17 protein-coding genes are annotated in these 17,861 nt (G+C 72.1%); 6 read left to right on the plus strand and 11 right to left on the minus strand.

Annotated elements, in window-relative coordinates:
- Positions 1–21 precede the first annotated feature (21 nt).
- The 4 genes from otsA (at position 22) to SKED_RS15585 (ending at position 5,202) form a co-directional block, all read left to right on the plus strand.
- Positions 22–1,521, plus strand: coding sequence for an alpha,alpha-trehalose-phosphate synthase (UDP-forming) (otsA, locus tag SKED_RS15570; RefSeq protein WP_012868134.1), 1,500 nt, complete (start codon positions 22–24; stop codon positions 1,519–1,521).
- A 2-nt stretch (positions 1,522–1,523) separates the two neighbouring features.
- Positions 1,524–2,351, plus strand: a complete 828-nt coding sequence (gene otsB / locus SKED_RS15575) for a trehalose-phosphatase (protein ID WP_042439470.1) — start codon at positions 1,524–1,526, stop codon at positions 2,349–2,351.
- Positions 2,352–2,609: 258 nt separating this feature from the next.
- The gene (locus SKED_RS15580; protein ID WP_012868136.1) at positions 2,610–3,740 is read left to right on the plus strand and encodes an ABC transporter ATP-binding protein; all 1,131 of its coding nucleotides are present in this window, start codon (positions 2,610–2,612) and stop codon (positions 3,738–3,740) included.
- A 220-nt stretch (positions 3,741–3,960) separates the two neighbouring features.
- Positions 3,961–5,202, plus strand: a complete 1,242-nt coding sequence (locus tag SKED_RS15585; RefSeq protein WP_012868137.1) for a DUF4032 domain-containing protein — start codon at positions 3,961–3,963, stop codon at positions 5,200–5,202.
- Between the two features lie 123 nt (positions 5,203–5,325).
- Here the strand turns inward: SKED_RS15585 and rlmB are convergent, their stop codons facing one another.
- The 4 genes from rlmB to SKED_RS20780 all read right to left on the minus strand — a co-directional run bounded on the left by rlmB (position 5,326) and on the right by SKED_RS20780 (position 9,673).
- The gene (gene rlmB, locus SKED_RS15590) at positions 5,326–6,345 is read right to left on the minus strand and encodes a 23S rRNA (guanosine(2251)-2'-O)-methyltransferase RlmB (protein ID WP_012868138.1); all 1,020 of its coding nucleotides are present in this window, start codon (positions 6,343–6,345) and stop codon (positions 5,326–5,328) included.
- Positions 6,345–7,778: a cysteine--tRNA ligase gene (cysS, locus tag SKED_RS15595; RefSeq protein ID WP_012868139.1), complete on the minus strand. Its 1,434-nt coding sequence runs from the start codon at positions 7,776–7,778 to the stop codon at positions 6,345–6,347. The genes rlmB and cysS overlap by 1 nt, the downstream gene beginning before the upstream one ends.
- Positions 7,779–7,871: 93 nt before the next feature.
- Positions 7,872–9,080 carry an alanine racemase gene (locus SKED_RS15600; protein WP_012868140.1) on the minus strand — a complete coding sequence of 403 codons (1,209 nt, stop codon included), beginning with the start codon at positions 9,078–9,080 and terminating at the stop codon, positions 7,872–7,874.
- Positions 9,077–9,673 (minus strand): TetR/AcrR family transcriptional regulator, encoded by a 597-nt coding sequence (locus SKED_RS20780; protein WP_012868141.1) that lies wholly within the window; start codon positions 9,671–9,673, stop codon positions 9,077–9,079. Before SKED_RS20780 ends, SKED_RS15600 begins: the two co-directional genes overlap by 4 nt.
- 85 nt (positions 9,674–9,758) lie before the next feature.
- Here SKED_RS20780 and SKED_RS15610 point away from each other — a divergent pair, with 85 nt between their 5' ends.
- Positions 9,759–11,219: a D-arabinono-1,4-lactone oxidase gene (locus SKED_RS15610; RefSeq protein ID WP_012868142.1), complete on the plus strand. Its 1,461-nt coding sequence runs from the start codon at positions 9,759–9,761 to the stop codon at positions 11,217–11,219.
- A gap of 80 nt (positions 11,220–11,299) precedes the next feature.
- Here SKED_RS15610 and SKED_RS15615 read toward each other — a convergent pair whose 3' ends face one another.
- From SKED_RS15615 to SKED_RS15630, 4 genes are all read right to left on the minus strand, one after another.
- Positions 11,300–11,773, minus strand: coding sequence for a VOC family protein (locus tag SKED_RS15615; RefSeq protein ID WP_012868143.1), 474 nt, complete (start codon positions 11,771–11,773; stop codon positions 11,300–11,302).
- Between the two features lie 242 nt (positions 11,774–12,015).
- Positions 12,016–12,519 (minus strand): 2-C-methyl-D-erythritol 2,4-cyclodiphosphate synthase, encoded by a 504-nt coding sequence (gene ispF, locus SKED_RS15620; RefSeq protein WP_012868144.1) that lies wholly within the window; start codon positions 12,517–12,519, stop codon positions 12,016–12,018.
- Complete coding sequence (locus tag SKED_RS15625; RefSeq protein ID WP_012868145.1) at positions 12,516–13,343, minus strand: IspD/TarI family cytidylyltransferase; 828 nt, start codon at positions 13,341–13,343, stop codon at positions 12,516–12,518. The genes ispF and SKED_RS15625 overlap by 4 nt, the downstream gene beginning before the upstream one ends.
- 31 nt (positions 13,344–13,374) lie before the next feature.
- Complete coding sequence (locus SKED_RS15630; RefSeq protein ID WP_012868146.1) at positions 13,375–13,857, minus strand: CarD family transcriptional regulator; 483 nt, start codon at positions 13,855–13,857, stop codon at positions 13,375–13,377.
- 391 nt (positions 13,858–14,248) lie between these two features.
- Between SKED_RS15630 and SKED_RS15635 the strand changes: the two genes are divergently transcribed.
- A complete protein-coding gene (locus SKED_RS15635; protein ID WP_012868147.1) occupies positions 14,249–14,737 on the plus strand; it encodes a hypothetical protein in 489 nt (162 codons plus the stop codon).
- A 178-nt stretch (positions 14,738–14,915) separates the two neighbouring features.
- On the opposite strand, the gene pstB is transcribed toward SKED_RS15635, so the two are convergent.
- From pstB to pstC, 3 genes are read right to left on the minus strand one after another with little or no spacing between them, the layout of a single operon-like run.
- Positions 14,916–15,695, minus strand: coding sequence for a phosphate ABC transporter ATP-binding protein PstB (gene pstB / locus SKED_RS15640; protein WP_012868148.1), 780 nt, complete (start codon positions 15,693–15,695; stop codon positions 14,916–14,918).
- A 37-nt stretch (positions 15,696–15,732) separates the two neighbouring features.
- Positions 15,733–16,830, minus strand: a complete 1,098-nt coding sequence (pstA, locus tag SKED_RS15645; protein WP_012868149.1) for a phosphate ABC transporter permease PstA — start codon at positions 16,828–16,830, stop codon at positions 15,733–15,735.
- Positions 16,830–17,813, minus strand: coding sequence for a phosphate ABC transporter permease subunit PstC (gene pstC, locus SKED_RS15650; RefSeq protein WP_012868150.1), 984 nt, complete (start codon positions 17,811–17,813; stop codon positions 16,830–16,832). The genes pstA and pstC overlap by 1 nt, the downstream gene beginning before the upstream one ends.
- Between the last annotated feature and the right edge of the window lie 48 nt (positions 17,814–17,861).

Here is a 17,861-nt window from a genome sequence, read left to right on the forward strand (position 1 = left end):
ATTCCAAGGAGTTGATCATGCATGGGTAAAGATGGCTTCAACCTCGTCGTCGTGGCGAACCGCCTCCCCGTAGACATGTCCGTGGCCGACGACGGCACCGTCAGCTGGCAGAGATCCCCTGGTGGCCTGGTCACGGCCCTCGAGCCCGTCATGCAGAGCGCCGACGGCGCCTGGGTCGGCTGGGCCGGCTCGCCGGGCCTCGAGGCCGACCCCTTCGACGCCGACGACATGCGCCTCGTGCCCGTGACCCTCAGCGCTGGCGAGGTCGAGCGCTATTACGAGGGCTTCTCCAACGACACCCTGTGGCCGCTGTACCACGACGTCATCGCGCCGCCCGCGTTCCACCGGCAGTGGTGGGACACCTACCGCAAGGTGAACCAGCGCTTCGCCGAGGCCGCGGCCGAGCAAGCCGCCGACGGCGCCATGGTCTGGGTGCAGGACTACCAGCTCCAGCTGGTCCCGGGCATGCTCCGCCGTCTCCGGCCCGACCTCAAGATCGGGTTCTTCGACCACATCCCGTTCCCGCCGCTCGAGATCTTCCAGCAGCTCCCCTGGCGCCGCCAGGTCGTCGAGGGCCTGCTGGGTGCCGACCTCATCGGCTTCCAGCGCGCCGGCGACGCCGCGAACTTCTCGCGCGCGGTCCGCCGTCTGACGGACCTCACCACGCGCGGGCAGATGATCCAGGTGCCCGCCGACGGCGACCTGCCCGCGCGGGCCGTGCGCGCGGCGCCGTTCCCCATCTCGATCGACTCCAAGCGGTTCGACGAGCTGGCCCGCACCCCCGAGGTGCAGGCCCGCGCGAAAGAGATCCGCAAGGACCTCGGCGACCCGAAGATCGTCATGCTCGGCGTCGACCGTCTCGACTACACCAAGGGCATCCGCCACCGCATCAAGGCCTACGGCGAGCTGCTGCAGGACGGCAGCCTCGACCCGGCCGAGTGCACCCTCGTCCAGGTCGCGAGCCCGAGCCGCGAGAACGTCGGCGCCTACCAGGAGCTGCGCGAGCACGTCGAGGTCCTCGTCGGTCGCATCAACGGCGAGTACGGCGAGATCGGCCACAGCGCCATCCACTACCTGCACCACTCCTACCCTCCCGAGGAGATGGCGGCCCTGTACCTCGCGGCCGACGTCATGCTCGTCACCTCGCTGCGCGACGGCATGAACCTCGTCGCCAAGGAGTACGTCGCGGCCCGCTCCGACGACGCCGGCGTCCTCGTGCTCTCGGAGTTCACCGGGGCGGCCGACGAGCTCTCGGGCGCGGTGCTGGTCAACCCGCACGACATCGACGGCATGAAGGACGCGATCCTGCGTGCCGCGACCATGGACCCCAAGGAGCAGCGCAAGCGCATGCGACGCCTGCGCCGCAAGGTCCTCACCGACGACGTCGCCAAGTGGTCGAGCCGGTTCCTCACGACGCTCGCCATCCCGCAGGCCGGCGACCAGACCGGCTCCGACGACGCACGCGGCGACGCGACCGCAGCCGCGCACCGACGGGACCTCGCGTCCCACGACCGAGGATGACGATGCCCCTCTCCCCCGACCTCACCGACGCGCTGGCCACCTTCGTGGCCGGCCGCTCACCCGGGCACCCGGTGCTCGTCGCGAGCGACTTCGACGGCGTCCTCTCGCCGCTGGTCGACGACCCGTCGGCCTCGGCCCCCACCCCGGAGGCCACCGAGGCCCTCGGGCGGCTCGCGACGCTGCCCGCCTCCGACGTCCGGCTCGCCCTGGTGTCGGGACGCGACCTCGAGACCCTCGCGACGCTCTCCCGGGCGCCGCTGGGCACCGAGCTGGTCGGCAGCCACGGCGCCGAGCAGGGTGTCGTCGTGGGCACAGCCGGCCGGGACGACGGAGACGAGCCAGCCAGCACCACGGTCGAGGGGCACCCCTTCGCCCTCACCGACGACGAGCGCAGCAGGCTCGACGCCGTGCGCAGCGGCCTCGAGGCGATCGCCCACGACGCCGAGGGCGCCTGGGTCGAGGACAAGCCCTCCGCCGCGGTCCTGCACACCCGACGCGCGGAGCCGGACCGGGCTGCGCGCGCCGGAGACGCGGCCCGTGCGCTCGGGGCCCAGCACGACGCCCACACGATGACCGGCAAGGACGTCGTCGAGATCGCCGTGGTCGACACCTCGAAGGGCGTCGCGCTCGTCCGCCTGCGTGACGAGCTCGACGCGGCCGCGGTCCTCTACCTCGGCGACGACGTCACCGACGAGCGCGCCTTCGAGGCGCTCTCGTCGACCGACGTGACCGTCAAGGTCGGGCCGGGCGAGACCGTCGCCCGGTTCCGGGTCGACACTGTCGAAGACGCCGCGGCCGTGCTCGCCGAGGTCGCGCGGCTGCTCGCCTGAGCTTCTCCCGACGCGTCTGCCGACTCGTCGTCCGACGCGTCTCCTGAGTGCTCGTGGGCGGTGCTGCCGGTGCCCCTGAGGTGCCTGCGGCGCCGCCGACGACCGAGACCAGATCGAGACACCAGCCCACGATTTGTGTGGCAGGATGAGTCCTGGCTCACACCATCGCTGGTGCGGGGCTGTGTCAGCGAAGACGCTTCTGACACCTTTCACAACGGATCGTCCGGCACGTACCTGCCGGTGAAGGGCTGTATCGCCATGGCAACTGTCACTTACGACCACGCGAGCCGCATCTACCCCGGGACCGAGCGCCCTGCGGTGGACCAGCTCGACCTCCACGTCGAGGACGGCGAGTTCCTCGTCCTCGTCGGACCCTCGGGCTGTGGCAAGTCCACCTCGCTGCGCATGCTCGCCGGCCTCGAGGACGTCAACGCCGGCCGCATCCTCATCGGTGACCGCGACGTCACCGACGTGCAGCCCAAGGACCGCGACATCGCGATGGTGTTCCAGAACTACGCGCTGTACCCGCACATGTCGGTCGCCGACAACATGGGCTTCGCGCTCAAGATCGCCGGCAAGCCGAAAGCCGAGATCCGCAGCCGTGTCGAAGAGGCCGCGAAGATCCTCGACCTCACCGAGTACCTCGACCGCAAGCCGAAGGCCCTCTCGGGCGGTCAGCGTCAGCGCGTCGCCATGGGCCGTGCCATCGTGCGCCAGCCGCAGGTGTTCCTCATGGACGAGCCGCTGTCGAACCTCGACGCCAAGCTCCGCGTCCAGACCCGTACGCAGATCGCGTCGCTCCAGCGCCGCCTCGGCGTCACGACCGTCTACGTCACGCACGACCAGACCGAGGCGCTCACCATGGGTGACCGCATCGCTGTCCTCAAGGACGGCCTCCTCCAGCAGGTCGGCACGCCCCGCGAGATGTACGACTCCCCGAAGAACGTGTTCGTCGCCGGCTTCATCGGCTCCCCCGCCATGAACCTCGGTACCTTCACGGTCTCCGACGGCATCGCGCAGATCGGCAAGGCGCGCATCCCGCTGTCCCGCGAGGCAGCCGCCGGCCTCACCGCCGACGACAAGGGCAAGGTCACCCTCGGGTTCCGCCCCGAGGCCCTCGACATCGTCAGCGAGACCGACCCGGCCGCGCTCGAGGTCCAGGTCAACATCGTCGAGGAGCTCGGCTCCGACGCGTTCGTCTACGGCACCCTCAAGGGCGACCTCGCAGGCGCCGACCTCTCGTCCGCCGGTGCCGGCGACCACGAGGTCATCGTCCGCATCAACCCGCGCACCGCACCCGCCAAGGGCGAGCGCATCTACGTCTCCATCCGTCAGGGCCAGGAGCACGTCTTCTCGCCCAGCACGGGCCTGCGCCTCTCCAGCCAGTGACGTGACACGGAGGGCGGGTACGGGCCACACGGCCTGTGCCCGCCCTCCGTCGTACTCCCCGCGCACGGTGACCGCCCGTGTGCTCATCGTCTCGCCCTGTCGCGCTTCGTCCGTGGCCCCACCTGTGGTCCACTGGCTGGTGGCACCGGCGCGCCCTGATCCCTGCGCACCGACACACACGGCCGAGCCCCGGCGCTCCACCACGGAAAGGACCGCACCCGTGGCCCAGAACCTCCAGATCACCGCCGCCTCCCCGGACCCGGCGCTGCTCGACCTGCCGTGGGACGTGCCGCTCGAGCAGTGGCCCTCCTCCGTGCTCGCCGCCCTCCCCCGAGGCATCTCCCGGCACATCGTGCGCTTCGTCAAGATGTCCGGAGGCGTGATCGCCGTCAAGGAGATCGGCGAGTCCGTCGCCTACCGCGAGTACGAGCTGCTCCGGCAGCTCAGCCGGATCAGCGTCCCCAGCGTCGAGCCCGTCGGGGTCATCACCGGCCGCCAGGACGCGAACGGCGAGCGCCTCGAGGCGGTGCTCATCACCAAGCACCTCCAGTTCTCGCTGCCCTACCGCTCGCTCTTCAGCCAGATGCTGCAGCCCGACACCGCGACCCGCCTCATCGACGCGCTCGCCGTGCTCCTCGTGCGCCTGCACCTCATCGGCTTCTACTGGGGCGACGTCTCCCTGTCGAACACCCTGTTCCGCCGCGACGCCGAGACCTTCGCCGCCTACCTCGTCGACGCCGAGACCGGCGACCTGCACCCCCAGCTCACCGACGGCCAGCGCACCTACGACGTCGACCTCGCCCGCACCAACATCATCGGCGAGCTCATGGACCTCGCCGCCGGTGAGCTCCTCGACGAGGACACCGACACCATCGCCATCGGCGACGCGCTCGTCGAGCGGTACGAAGAGCTCTGGAGCGCACTCACCGACGAGGAGTCCTTCGACTCCGAGGAGCGGTGGCGCGTCGCGGCCCGCATCGAGCGCCTCAACCACCTCGGCTTCGACGTCGGCGAGCTCGAGATCACCACGGACATCGACGGCACGAGCGTCCAGATCCAGCCGAAGGTCGTCGACGCCGGCCACCACTCGCGCCGTCTGCTGCGCCTCACCGGCCTCGACGTCCAGGAGAACCAGGCACGCCGCCTGCTCAACGACCTCGACTCCTACCGCGCGGCGACCGACCGGCAGAACGACGAGGAGGAGTTCGTCGCCCACGACTGGCTCTCCGGCGTCTTCGAGCCCACCGTCCGCGCCGTCCCCCGCGACCAGCGCCGCAAGCTCGAGCCCGCCCAGCTGTTCCACGAGGTGCTCGACCACCGGTGGTTCATCTCCGAGCAGCAGGGCCGGGACGTCCCCCTCGCCGAGGCGGTCTCGAGCTACGTCGAGAACGTCCTGCGCGACCGCCCCGACGAGATGGCGATCCTCGGCCTCCCGCCCGAGTCCGCCGACCAGCAGGAGTAGCGGAGCAGCAGCAGCACCACGCAGAGCGACCCCGGGACCGTGCGGTCCCGGGGTCGCTCTGCGTTCAGGTGCTGTGCGTTCAGGTGCTGTGCATTCAGGTGCTCTGCGTTCAGGTGCTGTGCGTCAGGCCTCGGCGGCGCGGACCTTCGCGACCTCGTAGAGGGCGATGCCCGCTGCGACGCCGGCGTTGAGCGACTCGACGGCCGAGGCGATCGGGATCGACGCGATGGCGTCGCAGGTCTCGCGGACGAGGCGCGACAGGCCCTTGCCCTCGGAGCCGACGACCAGCACGATCGGGTCGACCGAGAACGCGAGGTCGCCGACCGACACCTCCCCGCCGCCGTCGAGACCGACGATGAAGCACCCGGCCGACTTGTACTCGAGGAGCGTGCGCGTGAGGTTGGTCGCGCGAGCCACGGGCACGCGGGCCGCGGCGCCGGCCGAGACCTTCCATGCCGACGCCGTGACGCCGGCCGAGCGGCGCTCGGGGACGAGCACGCCGTGGGCGCCGAAAGCACCGGCGGACCGCAGGACCGCACCGAGGTTGCGCGGGTCCGTGACACCGTCGAGCGCGACGATGAGCGCGGGCTGCTCGAGCTCGGCAGCGATGTCGAGGAGGTCCTCGGGGTCGCGGTACTCGTACGGCGGCACCTGGATGGCGACGCCCTGGTGCACGGAGTCGTCCGTCAGGCGGTCGAGCTCGGGCTTGGTGACCTCGAGCAGGTTGTAGCCACGACCCGAGGCGATCTGCAGGATCTCGCGCGTGCGGTCGTCAGCCTCGAGACGCGTCCCGATGTAGACCGTCGTCACGGGGATGCGGGCGCGCAGCGCCTCGAGGACGGCGTTGCGCCCCGAGACCATCTCGTGCGTGGCCGACCCCGACTTCTTGGGTCCCTTGCCGCGTCCGCTCGGTCGGCTGCCGCCGCTCGGGCGTCCGTTCGAGCGCGGTGCCGTGCCGGTCGCGCCGGCGCGCTCGGCACCGGCCTTGCGCTTCGCGGCGACGTGGTACGGACGCTCCTCGGCCTTCGGGGTGGGCCCGCGGCCCTCGAGGGCCTGACGGCCCCATCCGCCCGAACCGGTCTTCGCGCCCTTCTTCGAACCGGGCTTGCGCACCGCTCCGCGGCGCTGTGAGTTGCCTGCCATCAGTCCTGGTCCTCCGTAGTCGTGGCCGCGAGTGTCCATCGCGCGCCGAGAGTCGAGTCCTCGACGACGATCCCGGCCCGCGCGAGGCGGTCCCGGATGGCGTCCGAGGTGGCGAAGTCCTTGGCCGCGCGCGCCTGCGCACGTGCCTCGAGCTCGCAGGTGACGAGCGCGTCGAGCGCCGTCGTCGAGCTGGTGCTGGTCGACGACGTCGACCACGCCGCCGGGTCGAGGCCGAGCACGTCGAGCATCGAGCGGACCAGCACCAGCTCGGTGCGGGCCGCCGCGTCGTCGCCCCCGGCGAGAGCCGTGTTGCCGGCCTTGAGGTGCTCGTGCACGGCCGCGAGTGCTGCCGACACGTTGAGGTCGTCGTCCATCGCCGCGACGAAGCCCGCCGGGAGCGCTGCCGCCACGACCTCCTCCGCCGGCACGGTGCCGACCCGCTCGGTCGCGCGGTCGACGAACCCCACGAAGCGGTCCCACGTGGTGTCCGCCTCGGCGACGGTCTCCGCCGTCCACTCGAGCATGGACCGGTAGTGGACGCCCGCGAGCGCGAAGCGCAGCACGGCCGCCCTCGTCCGGTCGAGGACCTCGGTGACCAGCAGCCCGTTGCCGAGCGACTTGCTCATCTTGGCCCCGCCCTGGGTGACCCAGGCCGAGTGCATCCACAGGCGTGCGAAGTCGTAGCCGGCCGCCCGCGACTGCGCCTGCTCGTTCTCGTGGTGCGGGAACCGCAGGTCGAGGCCCCCGCCGTGGATGTCGAAGGTGTCGCCGAGGTAGCGCTGCGCCATGGCCGAGCACTCGAGGTGCCAGCCGGGGCGGCCGCGGCCGAAGGGCGTGGGCCAGGAGGCCGTCTCGGGCTCTCCCGGCTTCGCGGCCTTCCACAGCGCGAAGTCGCGCGGGTCCTTCTTGACGCCCGCGTCGACCTCTTCCGTCGCCGGGGTGAGGTCTTCGAGGCGCTGGTTGGTGAGCGAGCCGTAGGGCTCCCAGGAGCGGACGTCGAAGTACACGTCGCCCTCGCCCGCCTGGTAGGCGTGCCCGGCCGCGACGAGGCGCTCCATGAGCGCCACCATGTCGGTGACGTGGCCGGTCGCCCGCGGCTCGTAGGTGGGCGGGAGGTTGCCGAGGGCGTCGTAGGCGTGCGTGAAGGCGCGCTCGTGCGTCGCCGCCCAGGCCCACCAGGGCTCCCCGGCGGCCGCGGACTTGGCGAGGATCTTGTCGTCGATGTCGGTCACGTTGCGGACCAGCGTCACACGGTGACCCGTGCGGGCGAGCCAGCGGGCGAGCACGTCGAAGGCGACGGCCGAGCGCATGTGACCGATGTGGGGCAGCCCCTGGACCGTCGCCCCGCAGACGTACACGCCGACCTCACCCTCGACGAGGGGGACGAAGTCGCGCACGTCACGCGTAGCGGTGTCATACAGGCGGAGGCTCACAGGCCCCAGGCTACCGGCGCGGGCACGCTAGCGCGGCATCGCCGCACACGGGCGCGGGTGACCACCGTCCGAGACGGACCGGGCGGGGTGGGCTCAGCCGAAGTTCTGCTGCTCCCCGCGGTAGGTCGGGACCGTCCCGACGACCTGGTCGCCCCGGACCAGGTGGACCACGTCGAAGCGCTCGAGGGCCTCCCCGGCCTTCGCGTGGCGGAACCACGCGCGGTCCCCCACCCTCGGTGCACGGGCCCCGCGCGGGACCTCGAGGGGGGTCTGCACCTCGCCCGCCCCTTCCCGGCGTGCGAGGCGGAAGGCCCCGGGCTCGGCCGGGCGGGGCTGCCGGGTGGCCGTCGGCGGTCCCGAGGCCACGTACCCGCCCCCGAAAGCCGTGACGACCCGGTCCGAGGGCCGCCGCACGACGTCGAGCCCGAAGAACGCGGCCGGTGCCACGCCGAGCGCCCGGTAGCCGTCGAAGAGCCCGGGTGCGTAGAGGCCAGACCCGGCCGCGACCTCGGTCACGGTCGGGTCGGCGACGCTCGTCTCGACCGACCCCGTGCCACCGGAGTTGACGAGCTCGAGGGGGCCCACGCGCTGCTCGACCGCGGCGACGACGGCTGCGCGGCGACGGTCGAGGTCGCGCACCGAGAGCCGCTTGACGAGCCGGACGGCAGCGCTGGTGTCCGGGAGCCCTGCGACCTGCGCCTCGTAGAACATCGCCCCGACGAGGCGCACGCCCGGGATGGCGGCCACCTGCCCGGCGACGAGGGCCGCGTCCTCGGGGGTGTGCACGGGCGAGCGACGGACGCCGAGGTGCACCCAGGGGCGGGGTCCGGGCCCCACCCGCAGCGAGGCGTCGACGTCGAGGCAGAGGCGCACGTCCTGGGCCGGATCGCCGGCTGCCGCCCGGGCGGCGGCCACGAGCTCCAGGTGCTCGTGGCAGTCGACGACGAGCGTCGTGCGGGCGAGCGCCTCGGGCGAGCAGCACAGCTCGGTGAGCGCACCGAGGTCGACGCAGGGGTAGGCGACCAGGACGTCGCGCGCGGCGCCGGGAGAGGTCGCGAGCAGCCAGAGCGCCTCGCGCAGCGAGTAGGCCATGAGGCCGCTCACCCCCGGCACGGCGTGCGCCCGCTCGACGAGGGCGCGCACCCGCACCGACTTGGTCGCCAGCCGGACCGGGGTCCCGCCGGCCCGACGCACGAGCGCCGCGGCGTTGCGGTCGAAGGCGTCGAGGTCGACGACGGCGAGCGGGGCGGGCAGCCCTGCGGTCGCGGCGTCGAGCCGCGCACCGAGGGCGCCCGGGGTCACGCCGGGTCCTCGACGAAGGTCTCGAGCACCTGCACGAGGAGGGTGAGCTGCTCGGTCGCGGCCTGCTCGTCGGCGTCCACGAGCCACGCGGTCGTCAGGCCGTCGAGGAAGGTCGCCACGAAGCGCGCGACGTCCGCGACCGGGCGGTCCCACACGACCCCGTTCTCCTCGGCGAACCCGGTGAGCACCTGCTCCGCGAGCGCCCGCTGGTCGGCCTGCTGCCCCACGACGAGCGGGCGCAGCGCGGTCCGCCGCAGCGCCGTCACGGAGATCTCGTAGCTGACCAGCTGGAGGTCCCGGTGCGCGGTGAGCACCTCCCAGAACCGGAGCGCGACGTCGAGCGCCCCCTCGGTGAAGGTGCCGCCCCCGGCGAGACCGACCGCCTCGACCGGTACGTTGCGGCCCGTGACCTCGACGCTCACCGCACGCAGCAGGTCGGCATGGTCGTAGAAGCTCTCGCGTGCGGTGTCCCACGACATCCCGGCGACGTCGGCCGCGGCCCGCAGGGTCACGTGCTCCAGACCTCGGTCCGCGGCGAGCTGGACGGCGGCGTCGACGACGCGTCCCCGTCGTTCCTCGAGTGACCAGCCCATCGTGCTCCTCCGTGAGACCCCCGCCGTCCGACCCATCATGGGGCATCGCCAGGGTGCTTGACCATGACGAGCGGGGAGCTCCATCATGCTCAGCATGAGGATCTCGCCCGGTCGGCGTCCCGCTCCCTGGACCACCTGGGCGGGCACGGCCCGGTGCCAGCCACGCGTCCTCGCGACGCCCGGGTCGACCGACGCGCTGCGCGCCCTGCTCCACGAGGCGGCCGAGCGCGGCGAGGGTGTCCGTGCCGTCGGGGCAGGCCACTCCTTCACCGGGGCCGCGACGACCTCGGGCACCATGGTCAGCCTCGCCGGGCTCGGGCGCCGGACCGCGCCGGACGGCCGGACCGGGCGGTCCGAGGACGTCGAGGAGGTCGAGGAGGTCGTCCCGCTCGCCGGCGGTGGGGCCCTCGTCACGGTCCGCGCGGGGATCGGCCTCCGGGCGCTCAACCTCACGCTCGCACGGCACGGCCTCGCGCTCGCCAACCTCGGCGACATCGACCGGCAGACCCTCGCCGGAGCGCTCGGCACCGGCACCCACGGCACCGGCGCCCGGCACACCGGGCTGGCCGCCCAGGTGCGCGGCGTGCGCCTCATGACGGCGGCGGGCGAGGTCGTCGACACGAGCGCCGACACCCACGGGGCGCTCTTCGAGGCGGCGAGGCTCGGTCTGGGCGCCGTCGGGATCGTCCTCGCGGTCACCCTGCGCACGGTGCCCGCGTTCCGGCTCACGGCCCGCGAGGCACCCCAGCCGCTCGACGAGGTCCTCGAACGGCTCGACGGCCCCGGGAACCTCGTCGACGCCCACGACCACTTCGAGCTCTACTGGTTCCCGCACACCCGGCGCACCCTCACCAAGCGCAACGACAGGGCAGAGCCTCTGGACGCGGACGGGGCCCCGGGCAGGGCTCGGGACCCGAGCGGACCGGGCACGCGGACGGTCGAGACGGCGCGTCGGCTGTGGTCGACGGGGCGCCGGTGGGTCGACGACGAGCTGCTCTCGAACGGGCTGTTCTGGGCGACGAACGAGCTGGCCACCCTCGCCCCCGGCCTCACGCCACGCATCAACGCCGTCGCGTCCAGGGCGCTGGCGCCCCGCACCTACACCGCGGCCTCGCACGAGGTCTTCGTCTCGGCCCGCAGGGTCCGCTTCGCCGAGATGGAGTACGCCGTCCCGCGCGCCGACGTCGTCGAGGTGCTCCGCGAGGTCGACCGGTGGGTCGAGGCCTCCGGGGTGCACGTCCCCTTCCCGGTCGAGGTGCGCTTCGCCGCAGCCGACGACGTGTGGCTGTCGACCGCGCACGGCCGGGAGACCGCCTACGTCGCCGTGCACCAGTACGTCCGGTTGCCCCGCGACCGGTACTTCGCCGGGGCCGAGGCCATCTTCCGCGAGGCCCAGGGGCGCCCGCACTGGGGGAAGCTCCACACCCTCGACCGCGACGGTCTCGCAGCGCTCTACCCGCGCCTCGACGACTTCTGCGCGGTGCGCGACGCCTACGACCCGGGCCGGCTGTTCGCCAACGCGTACACGACGCGGCTCTTCGGCTGAGCAGGAGACCGAGCCTGGACCTCGCACCGAGCGCGAGACCGCCCGGCCTGAGCCTGCGGCCGGCCGGTGCGCAGGACGTGTCAGCCGCGCGCAGCCGCCTCGAGGTCAGGGAGGGAGATCTTGTCCATGGCCATGAGCGCCGCCATGACCCTGGCAGCGGCGGCCGGGTCGGGCTGCTGCATGATCTCGCCGAGGCGCTCGGGCACGATCTGCCAGGAGTAGCCGAACCGGTCCTTGAGCCACCCGCACCGGCCCGGCGCGCCGCCGTCGGCCGTCAGGGCGTCCCAGAGCCTGTCGACCTCGTCCTGGGACGCGGCCTGCACGACGAGCGACGTCGCCTCGCTGAACGGGACGTCCGTGCCGCCGTTGAGGAGCCGCACGACCGACCCGTCGATCTCGATCGTCACCACGAGGGCGGTGCCCTCCGGCAGCGGGGCGCCGGGGCCGTAGCGGGACACCTCGAGGGTGCGTGCGCCCTCGAAGACGGACACGTACAGCTCGGCGGCCTGCTCGGCCTGGTCGCCGAACCACAGGCACGGGAAGATCTTCTGCACGGCAGGCTCCTGGTGCTGGTCTGGAGGACGTGGTGAGGCACCTAGACGTGCTGGACGTGCTGGGCGTCCAGGACGCGTCGAACGTCCCGCGCCTGCTCGTCGTCGAGCAGGTCTTCGTCCAGCGTAGACCCGGCGGCGTCTGACGGACAGGGTCCGGAGGGACGGTCCGCGTCGGCGCTCCGAGGCGGCGCTCCGAGGCGACGACGACGGCGGAGCAGCCGCACGAGCAGCAGCAGCCAGGTTCAGCCCTCGTGGACCACGATCGCCGTCGCGAGGGCTGCGACGCCCTCTCCGCGGCCGGTGAGGCCGAGGCCGTCGGTCGTCGTGGCGGTGACGGTGACCGGCGCCCCGGCGGCGTCGCTGAGGACGCGCTCGGCCTCCGCGCGCCGCGTCCCGAGACGGGGCCGGTTGCCGACGAGCTGGACCGCGACGTTGCCGATGCGGAACCCGGCCGCCCGGGCCCGCGACGCGGCCTCCGCGAGCAGCACGGCGCCGCTCGCACCGGCCCACTCCGGGGCGCTCGTCCCGAAGTTCGACCCGAGGTCGCCCAGGCCGGTCGCGGAGAAGATGGCGTCGGCCGCGGCGTGCGCGACGACGTCGGCGTCGGAGTGCCCCGCGAGGCCGTTCTCCCCCGGCCAGTGCAGCCCGGCCACCCAGAGCTCGCGCCCGTCGGCAGGGTCGGCGAAGGCGTGCACGTCCGTGCCCGTGCCGACGCGCGGGAGCGGGACGGGGTGCGTGCTGCTCATGAGGTGCCTCTCGGGTGGTCTGCCGGGTGGTCTGCGCTGCTGGAGACCAGGACCTGCGCCACGGCGAGGTCGTGGGTGGTCGTGATCTTCAGCGCGCCGGCCTCGCCGGCCACCACGAAGACCGGCTCGCCGAGCGCCTCCACGAGCGACGAGTCGTCGGTCGCGGCCGTCGCCTCGTCGTGGGCACGGTCATGGCCCGCGGCGTGCGCGCGCAGCAGGAGGTCCCAGCGGAAGCCCTGCGGGGTCTGGACGGCGCGCAGCGGCGTGCGGTCCACGGTGCCGGTCACCTGCTCCAGGGAGGGCTCCGGAGAGCCGGTCACAGAGCCTGTGCTGTCACCTTCGCCCTCTGCGCCGGACGGGCTGACCGGCCCGACCGTCTTCACGGTGTCGGTGACGGACAGACCGGGCACCACCGCGCCCGCACCGGCGCGCACCGCCGCGACGACGCGGCGGACCAGGTCCGGCGAGGCGAGAGGGCGGGCGGCGTCGTGGACGAGGACGACGTCGTAGGGCACGGAGGGGCTCATCGTCTCCACAAGCGCCGCGAGCCCGGCGGCCACCGAGGCCTGCCGGCTGGGACCGCCCTCGACGACGCGCCAGGGCACGGTGAGGCCGGGGGTCTCGTCGAGGGCGTGGGTCACGGCCTCGAGGTGCTCGCGCGGGGCGGTCACGACGATCTGCGTGATCTCGCCGGAGGCGCACAGACGACTGGCGGCGTGCCCCACGAGGGAGCACGCCGCCAGCTGCGCCAGTGCCTTCGGGTACCCGAGACCGAGCCGGGCACCGGAGCCTGCAGCCGTGAGGACGGCGACGGCCGACGGCATCAGCTGCAGGTTCTCGAGGTCGGTCGGGGCGTCAGGACGCCAGGACCTCGTCGAGGATGGCCTCGGCCTTCTCCTCCTCGGTGTGCTCGGCGAGTGCGAGCTCCGAGACGAGGATCTGACGAGCACGGGCCAGCATGCGCTTCTCGCCGGCAGACAGACCGCGGTCGGCGTCGCGGCGGGAGAGGTCGCGGACGACCTCGGCCACCTTGATGACGTCGCCCGAGGCGATCTTCTCGACGTTGGCCTTGTACCGGCGAGACCAGTTCGTGGGCTCTTCGGTGTACGGGGCACGGAGGACCTCGAACACGCGGTCGAGACCTTCCTGGCCCACCACGTCACGGACGCCGACCAGGTCGACGTTCTCAGCGGGGACCTCGATGGTCAGGTCCCCCTGCGCTACCTTGAGCTTCAGGTAGAGCTTGTCCTCGCCGCGGATGGTGCGAGTCTTGATCTCTTCAATCAGAGCGGCACCGTGGTGCGGGTAGACAACGGTCTCCCCAACTGTGAACGTCATCTGTGGCAGTCCCCTTTCGCGGAAACCCATCTTACCACGGCAGAACGTTGAAATTCCGCGCCCGTGCTGCGGTCTCACGCCCACCCCTCACCCACCCCGCACCCACCGATCGCCGTGCCGGGGTCACCCGCGCGAGCCTCAGACCTCACCCGCTCCTCCCCTGCGGCCTGGTCTGTGGCACGAACCATAGGTCCGTGACTTCGTGCTCTCCTCCCCGAGCAACTAGGCTAGCGCCTGAGTGCCCGCGGGTGCGTGCGCCCGCGTCCCCCAGACGCTGCCGGCACCTGCCGGGCACCTGCCGGAGCCGGTCGCGCGCGCACGCGCTGTGCACTTCCGACCGGCGCCACAGGACCGGCGGGCTCGGCGTCCGCACACCGACACAGGAGTTCGAGTGATCCGTCAGACCAAGAAGTCCCGCGCAGCACTGGCCGCCGGAGTCGTCGGCCTCGGACTCGTCCTGTCCGCCTGCTCCCCGATCACCACCGACAAGCCCTACGCGGCCTCGGACGGCGTCCGCGCCCAGGCCGGCGACATGACCGTCGAGAACATCATGATCGTCACCGAGGGCGAGGGTCAGCCCGGTCGCCTGCTCGGCGGTGCGACCAACACCGGCACGGAGGCCGGCGAGCTCCTGCTCGCGACGGCCGACGGCGCGTCCTCGCTCGGCATCCCGATCGACTCGCGCAGCACCGTGAACTTCTTCGCCGACGGCACCGCCACGTTCTTCGAGTCCGTGCCGGTCGCCCCCGGCTCGATCCTGCCGATGACCATCACCGACCCGTCCGGCGTCACGACGCCCGTGTCGGTCCCGGTCCTCGACGGCACACTCGAGGAGTACCGCGAGGTCATCGAGTCCATCCCCACGCCCGAGCTCTCCTGACACCAGGCGGCGACGCCAGGTAGTCACACCGCCTGCACGACGAAGGGCGCCGACCTCGCGGTCGGCGCCCTTCGTCGTCTCCGTGGTGAGCCCGTCGTCCGACGACCTCACCACAGGCCCGGTCGTCGGCCCGCGCCTCCCCCCGGGGGCGCAGGACGGACGGGTCCGGGAGCGTCGGTCACCCGAAGCGGCCCGAGATGTAGTCCTCGGTGGCCTGCTGCGACGGCGACGAGAACATCGTCGAGGTGTCGTCCATCTCGATGAGCTTGCCCGGCTTGCCGGTGCCCGCGATGTTGAAGAACGCGGTGCGGTCGCTCACGCGGGCCGCCTGCTGCATGTTGTGCGTGACGACCACGATCGTGTAGTCGTCCTTGAGCTCGGCCATGAGGTCCTCGATGGCCAGCGTCGAGATCGGGTCGAGGGCCGAGCAGGGCTCGTCCATGAGGAGCACGTCCGGCTTGACCGCGATGGCCCGGGCGATGCACAGGCGCTGCTGCTGCCCGCCCGAGAGCGAGGAGCCGGGACGGGCGAGGCGGTCCTTGACCTCGTTCCACAGGTTCGCCGAGCGCAGCGACTGCTCGACGAGGTCGTCGGCCGCCGACTTCGCGATGCGCTTGTTGTTGAGCTTGACACCCGCCAGCACGTTCTCGGCGATCGACATCGTCGGGAACGGGTTGGGGCGCTGGAAGACCATGCCCACCTGGCGGCGGACCTCGACCGGGTCGACGTCGGAGGCGTAGAGGTTCTGGCCGTCCATCACGGCCTTGCCCTTGACGCGCGCGCCCGGGATCACCTCGTGCATGCGGTTGAGCGTTCGCAGGAAGGTCGACTTGCCGCAGCCGGAGGGGCCGATGAGCGCCGTGACCGACCGGGCCTCGATCGTCATCGACACGTCCTCGACCGCGAGGAAGTCCCCGTAGTAGACGTTGAGGTCGCTGACCTCGATGCGCTTGGACATGTGGTGCCTTTCTGTGCGGACTCCCGGGAGGGCAGTCTCAGCGAGAAGCCTTCGGGGAGAAGAAGCGGCTGACCAGACGTGCGACCACGTTGAGCAGCATGACGATGAGGATCAGGGTCAGCGCGGCGGCCCACGCACGGTCGACGCCCACACCGCCCTGCGAGTACTGGTTGTAGGCGAACACCGGGAGCGTGGTCATACGACCGTCGAACAGGTCCCAGTTGACCTGGGTCACGATCCCCACGGTCAGCAGCAGCGGGGCCGTCTCACCGATGACCCGCGCCACAGCCAGCATGACACCCGTGACGATGCCGGCGATAGCCGTACGGAGCACGACCTTGACGATCGTGAGCCACTTGGGCACGCCCAGCGCGTACGAGGCCTCGCGGAGCTCGTTCGGGACGAGGCGCAGCATCTCCTCGACCGAGCGGATGACCACCGGGGTCATGAGCAGCGACAGCGCCGCGGCGCCCATGATGCCGGCGCGGAACGCCGGCCCGAAGATCTGCGTGAACAGCGCGAAGGCGAAGAGCCCGGCGACGATCGACGGGATGCCCGTCATGACGTCCACGAGGAAGGTGATGCCCTTGGCGAGCGGCCCGCGCCCGTACTCGACGAGGTAGACCGCCGTGAGGATGCCGAGCGGGACCGAGATCACCGCGGCCGCGGTCGTGATCAGCACGGTCCCGACGATCGCGTGGTAGACGCCGCCCTCGGTCATGTCGCCGAAGACGCCGAGCATGTTCGTGTTGAGGAAGGTGAGGCTGAAGAGGGTCGAGCCCTTCTGCAGCACGGTCCACAGCAGCGAGACCAGCGGGATGAGCGCGATGCCGAAGGCGAAGGTCACCATCGTGGTCGCGAAGCGGTCGGCGGCCCAGCGGGGCCCCTCGACGACACGCGAGACGACCGTCACGGAGACCGCGTAGAGCACAGCGGCCAGCGCGACCACCGAGGCGACCGTCGGCGTGCCGAGGACGAGCACCACGAGGAAGGAGACGACGAGCGAGCCGCCGGCGACGGCCCAGGGAGTCCACGAGGGCAGGCGCGAGCGACGGCGCGACCCGTCGAGGGCGTTGCCCGGGCCGGTCGGGGCCGGCGACGGGGACACGGCCGGGGAGAAGGGGGCGGTGGTCATCAGTTGGCTCCTGAGAACTCGCTGCGGCGAGAGATGATCCAGCGGGCGAGCATGTTGACCGCGAGGGTGATGACGAACAGCGCCAGACCGGTCGCGATGAGGGCGTTGACCGACAGGCCGGAGGCCTCGGGGAACTTCGAGGCGATGTTCGCGGCGATCGACTGGTGCTGCCCGGGCTTGAGCAGGTGGAACGAGTACAGGAACCCGGGCGACAGGATCATCAGCACGGCCATCGTCTCGCCGAGCGCCCGGCCGAGGCCGAGCATCGAGGCGCTGATGAGGCCGGAGCGCCCGAAGGGCAGGACCGCCATGCGGACCATCTCCCAGCGCGTCGCGCCGAGTGCCAGCGCGGCCTCCTCGTGGAGGCGCGGCGTCTGCAGGAACACCTCGCGGGCCACCGCGGTGATGATCGGCAGGATCATCACGGCCAGGACGACCGACGCAGTGAGGATGTTCTTGGCCGGCGGCTGGTAGCCCTCGAACAGCGGGATGAAGCCGAGGAAGTCGGTCATCCACCGGAAGACCGGGTCGAGGACCGGGGCGAGCCAGAGCGCGCCCCAGAGGCCGTAGACCACGGACGGGATCGCCGCGAGCAGGTCGATGACGTAGCCGAGCCCCTGCGCCAGGCGGCGAGGGGCGTAGTGCGAGATGAACAGCGCGATGCCGAGCGCGAGCGGGACCGCGATCCCGAGGGCGAGCACCGAGGCGAGCAGGGTGCCGAAGATCAGCGGCCCGGTGTACCCGAGGATCGAGTCCGCGTTGAACCAGGAGATCTTCTGCAGCTCTTCGGGCGACGCCGTCAGGGCGGGCCAGGCGCGGATCACCAGGAAGGCGGCGACGGCCGCGAGGGTCACCAGGATCGTCACGCCGGCGGCGGTCGACAGGAACTGGAACAGGCGACCGGCCAGCCCACCCCTGTTGCGCTTCGGGGCGGGCTCCTCGTCAGGTGACTTCTTGGTCGGTGCGGGGCTCAGAACGGCCACGGGATCTCCGTCAGCTGGTGGGGCAGGTAGCCCCGGTGGGCGGTGCGG

Source organism: Sanguibacter keddieii DSM 10542 (assembly GCF_000024925.1).
GTDB lineage: Bacteria > Actinomycetota > Actinomycetes > Actinomycetales > Cellulomonadaceae > Sanguibacter > Sanguibacter keddieii.

Excerpts from the sequence above, each read along its gene's own strand:
- SKED_RS15625 (WP_012868145.1), bottom strand. The coding sequence starts at position 13,343 with ATGCCGTCGGCCGTCGCCGTCCTCACGGCTGCAGGCTCCGGTGCCCGG.
- SKED_RS20780 (WP_012868141.1), bottom strand. The coding sequence starts at position 9,673 with ATGGGCTGGTCACTCGAGGAACGACGGGGACGCGTCGTCGACGCCGCC.
- SKED_RS15630 (WP_012868146.1), bottom strand. The coding sequence starts at position 13,857 with ATGACGTTCACAGTTGGGGAGACCGTTGTCTACCCGCACCACGGTGCC.
- pstB (WP_012868148.1), bottom strand. The coding sequence starts at position 15,695 with ATGTCCAAGCGCATCGAGGTCAGCGACCTCAACGTCTACTACGGGGAC.
- ispF (WP_012868144.1), bottom strand. The coding sequence starts at position 12,519 with ATGAGCAGCACGCACCCCGTCCCGCTCCCGCGCGTCGGCACGGGCACG.
- pstA (WP_012868149.1), bottom strand. The coding sequence starts at position 16,830 with ATGACCACCGCCCCCTTCTCCCCGGCCGTGTCCCCGTCGCCGGCCCCG.
- otsA (WP_012868134.1), top strand. The coding sequence starts at position 22 with ATGGGTAAAGATGGCTTCAACCTCGTCGTCGTGGCGAACCGCCTCCCC.
- SKED_RS15610 (WP_012868142.1), top strand. The coding sequence starts at position 9,759 with ATGCTCAGCATGAGGATCTCGCCCGGTCGGCGTCCCGCTCCCTGGACC.
- otsB (WP_042439470.1), top strand. The coding sequence starts at position 1,524 with ATGCCCCTCTCCCCCGACCTCACCGACGCGCTGGCCACCTTCGTGGCC.
- rlmB (WP_012868138.1), bottom strand. The coding sequence starts at position 6,345 with ATGGCAGGCAACTCACAGCGCCGCGGAGCGGTGCGCAAGCCCGGTTCG.
- SKED_RS15580 (WP_012868136.1), top strand. The coding sequence starts at position 2,610 with ATGGCAACTGTCACTTACGACCACGCGAGCCGCATCTACCCCGGGACC.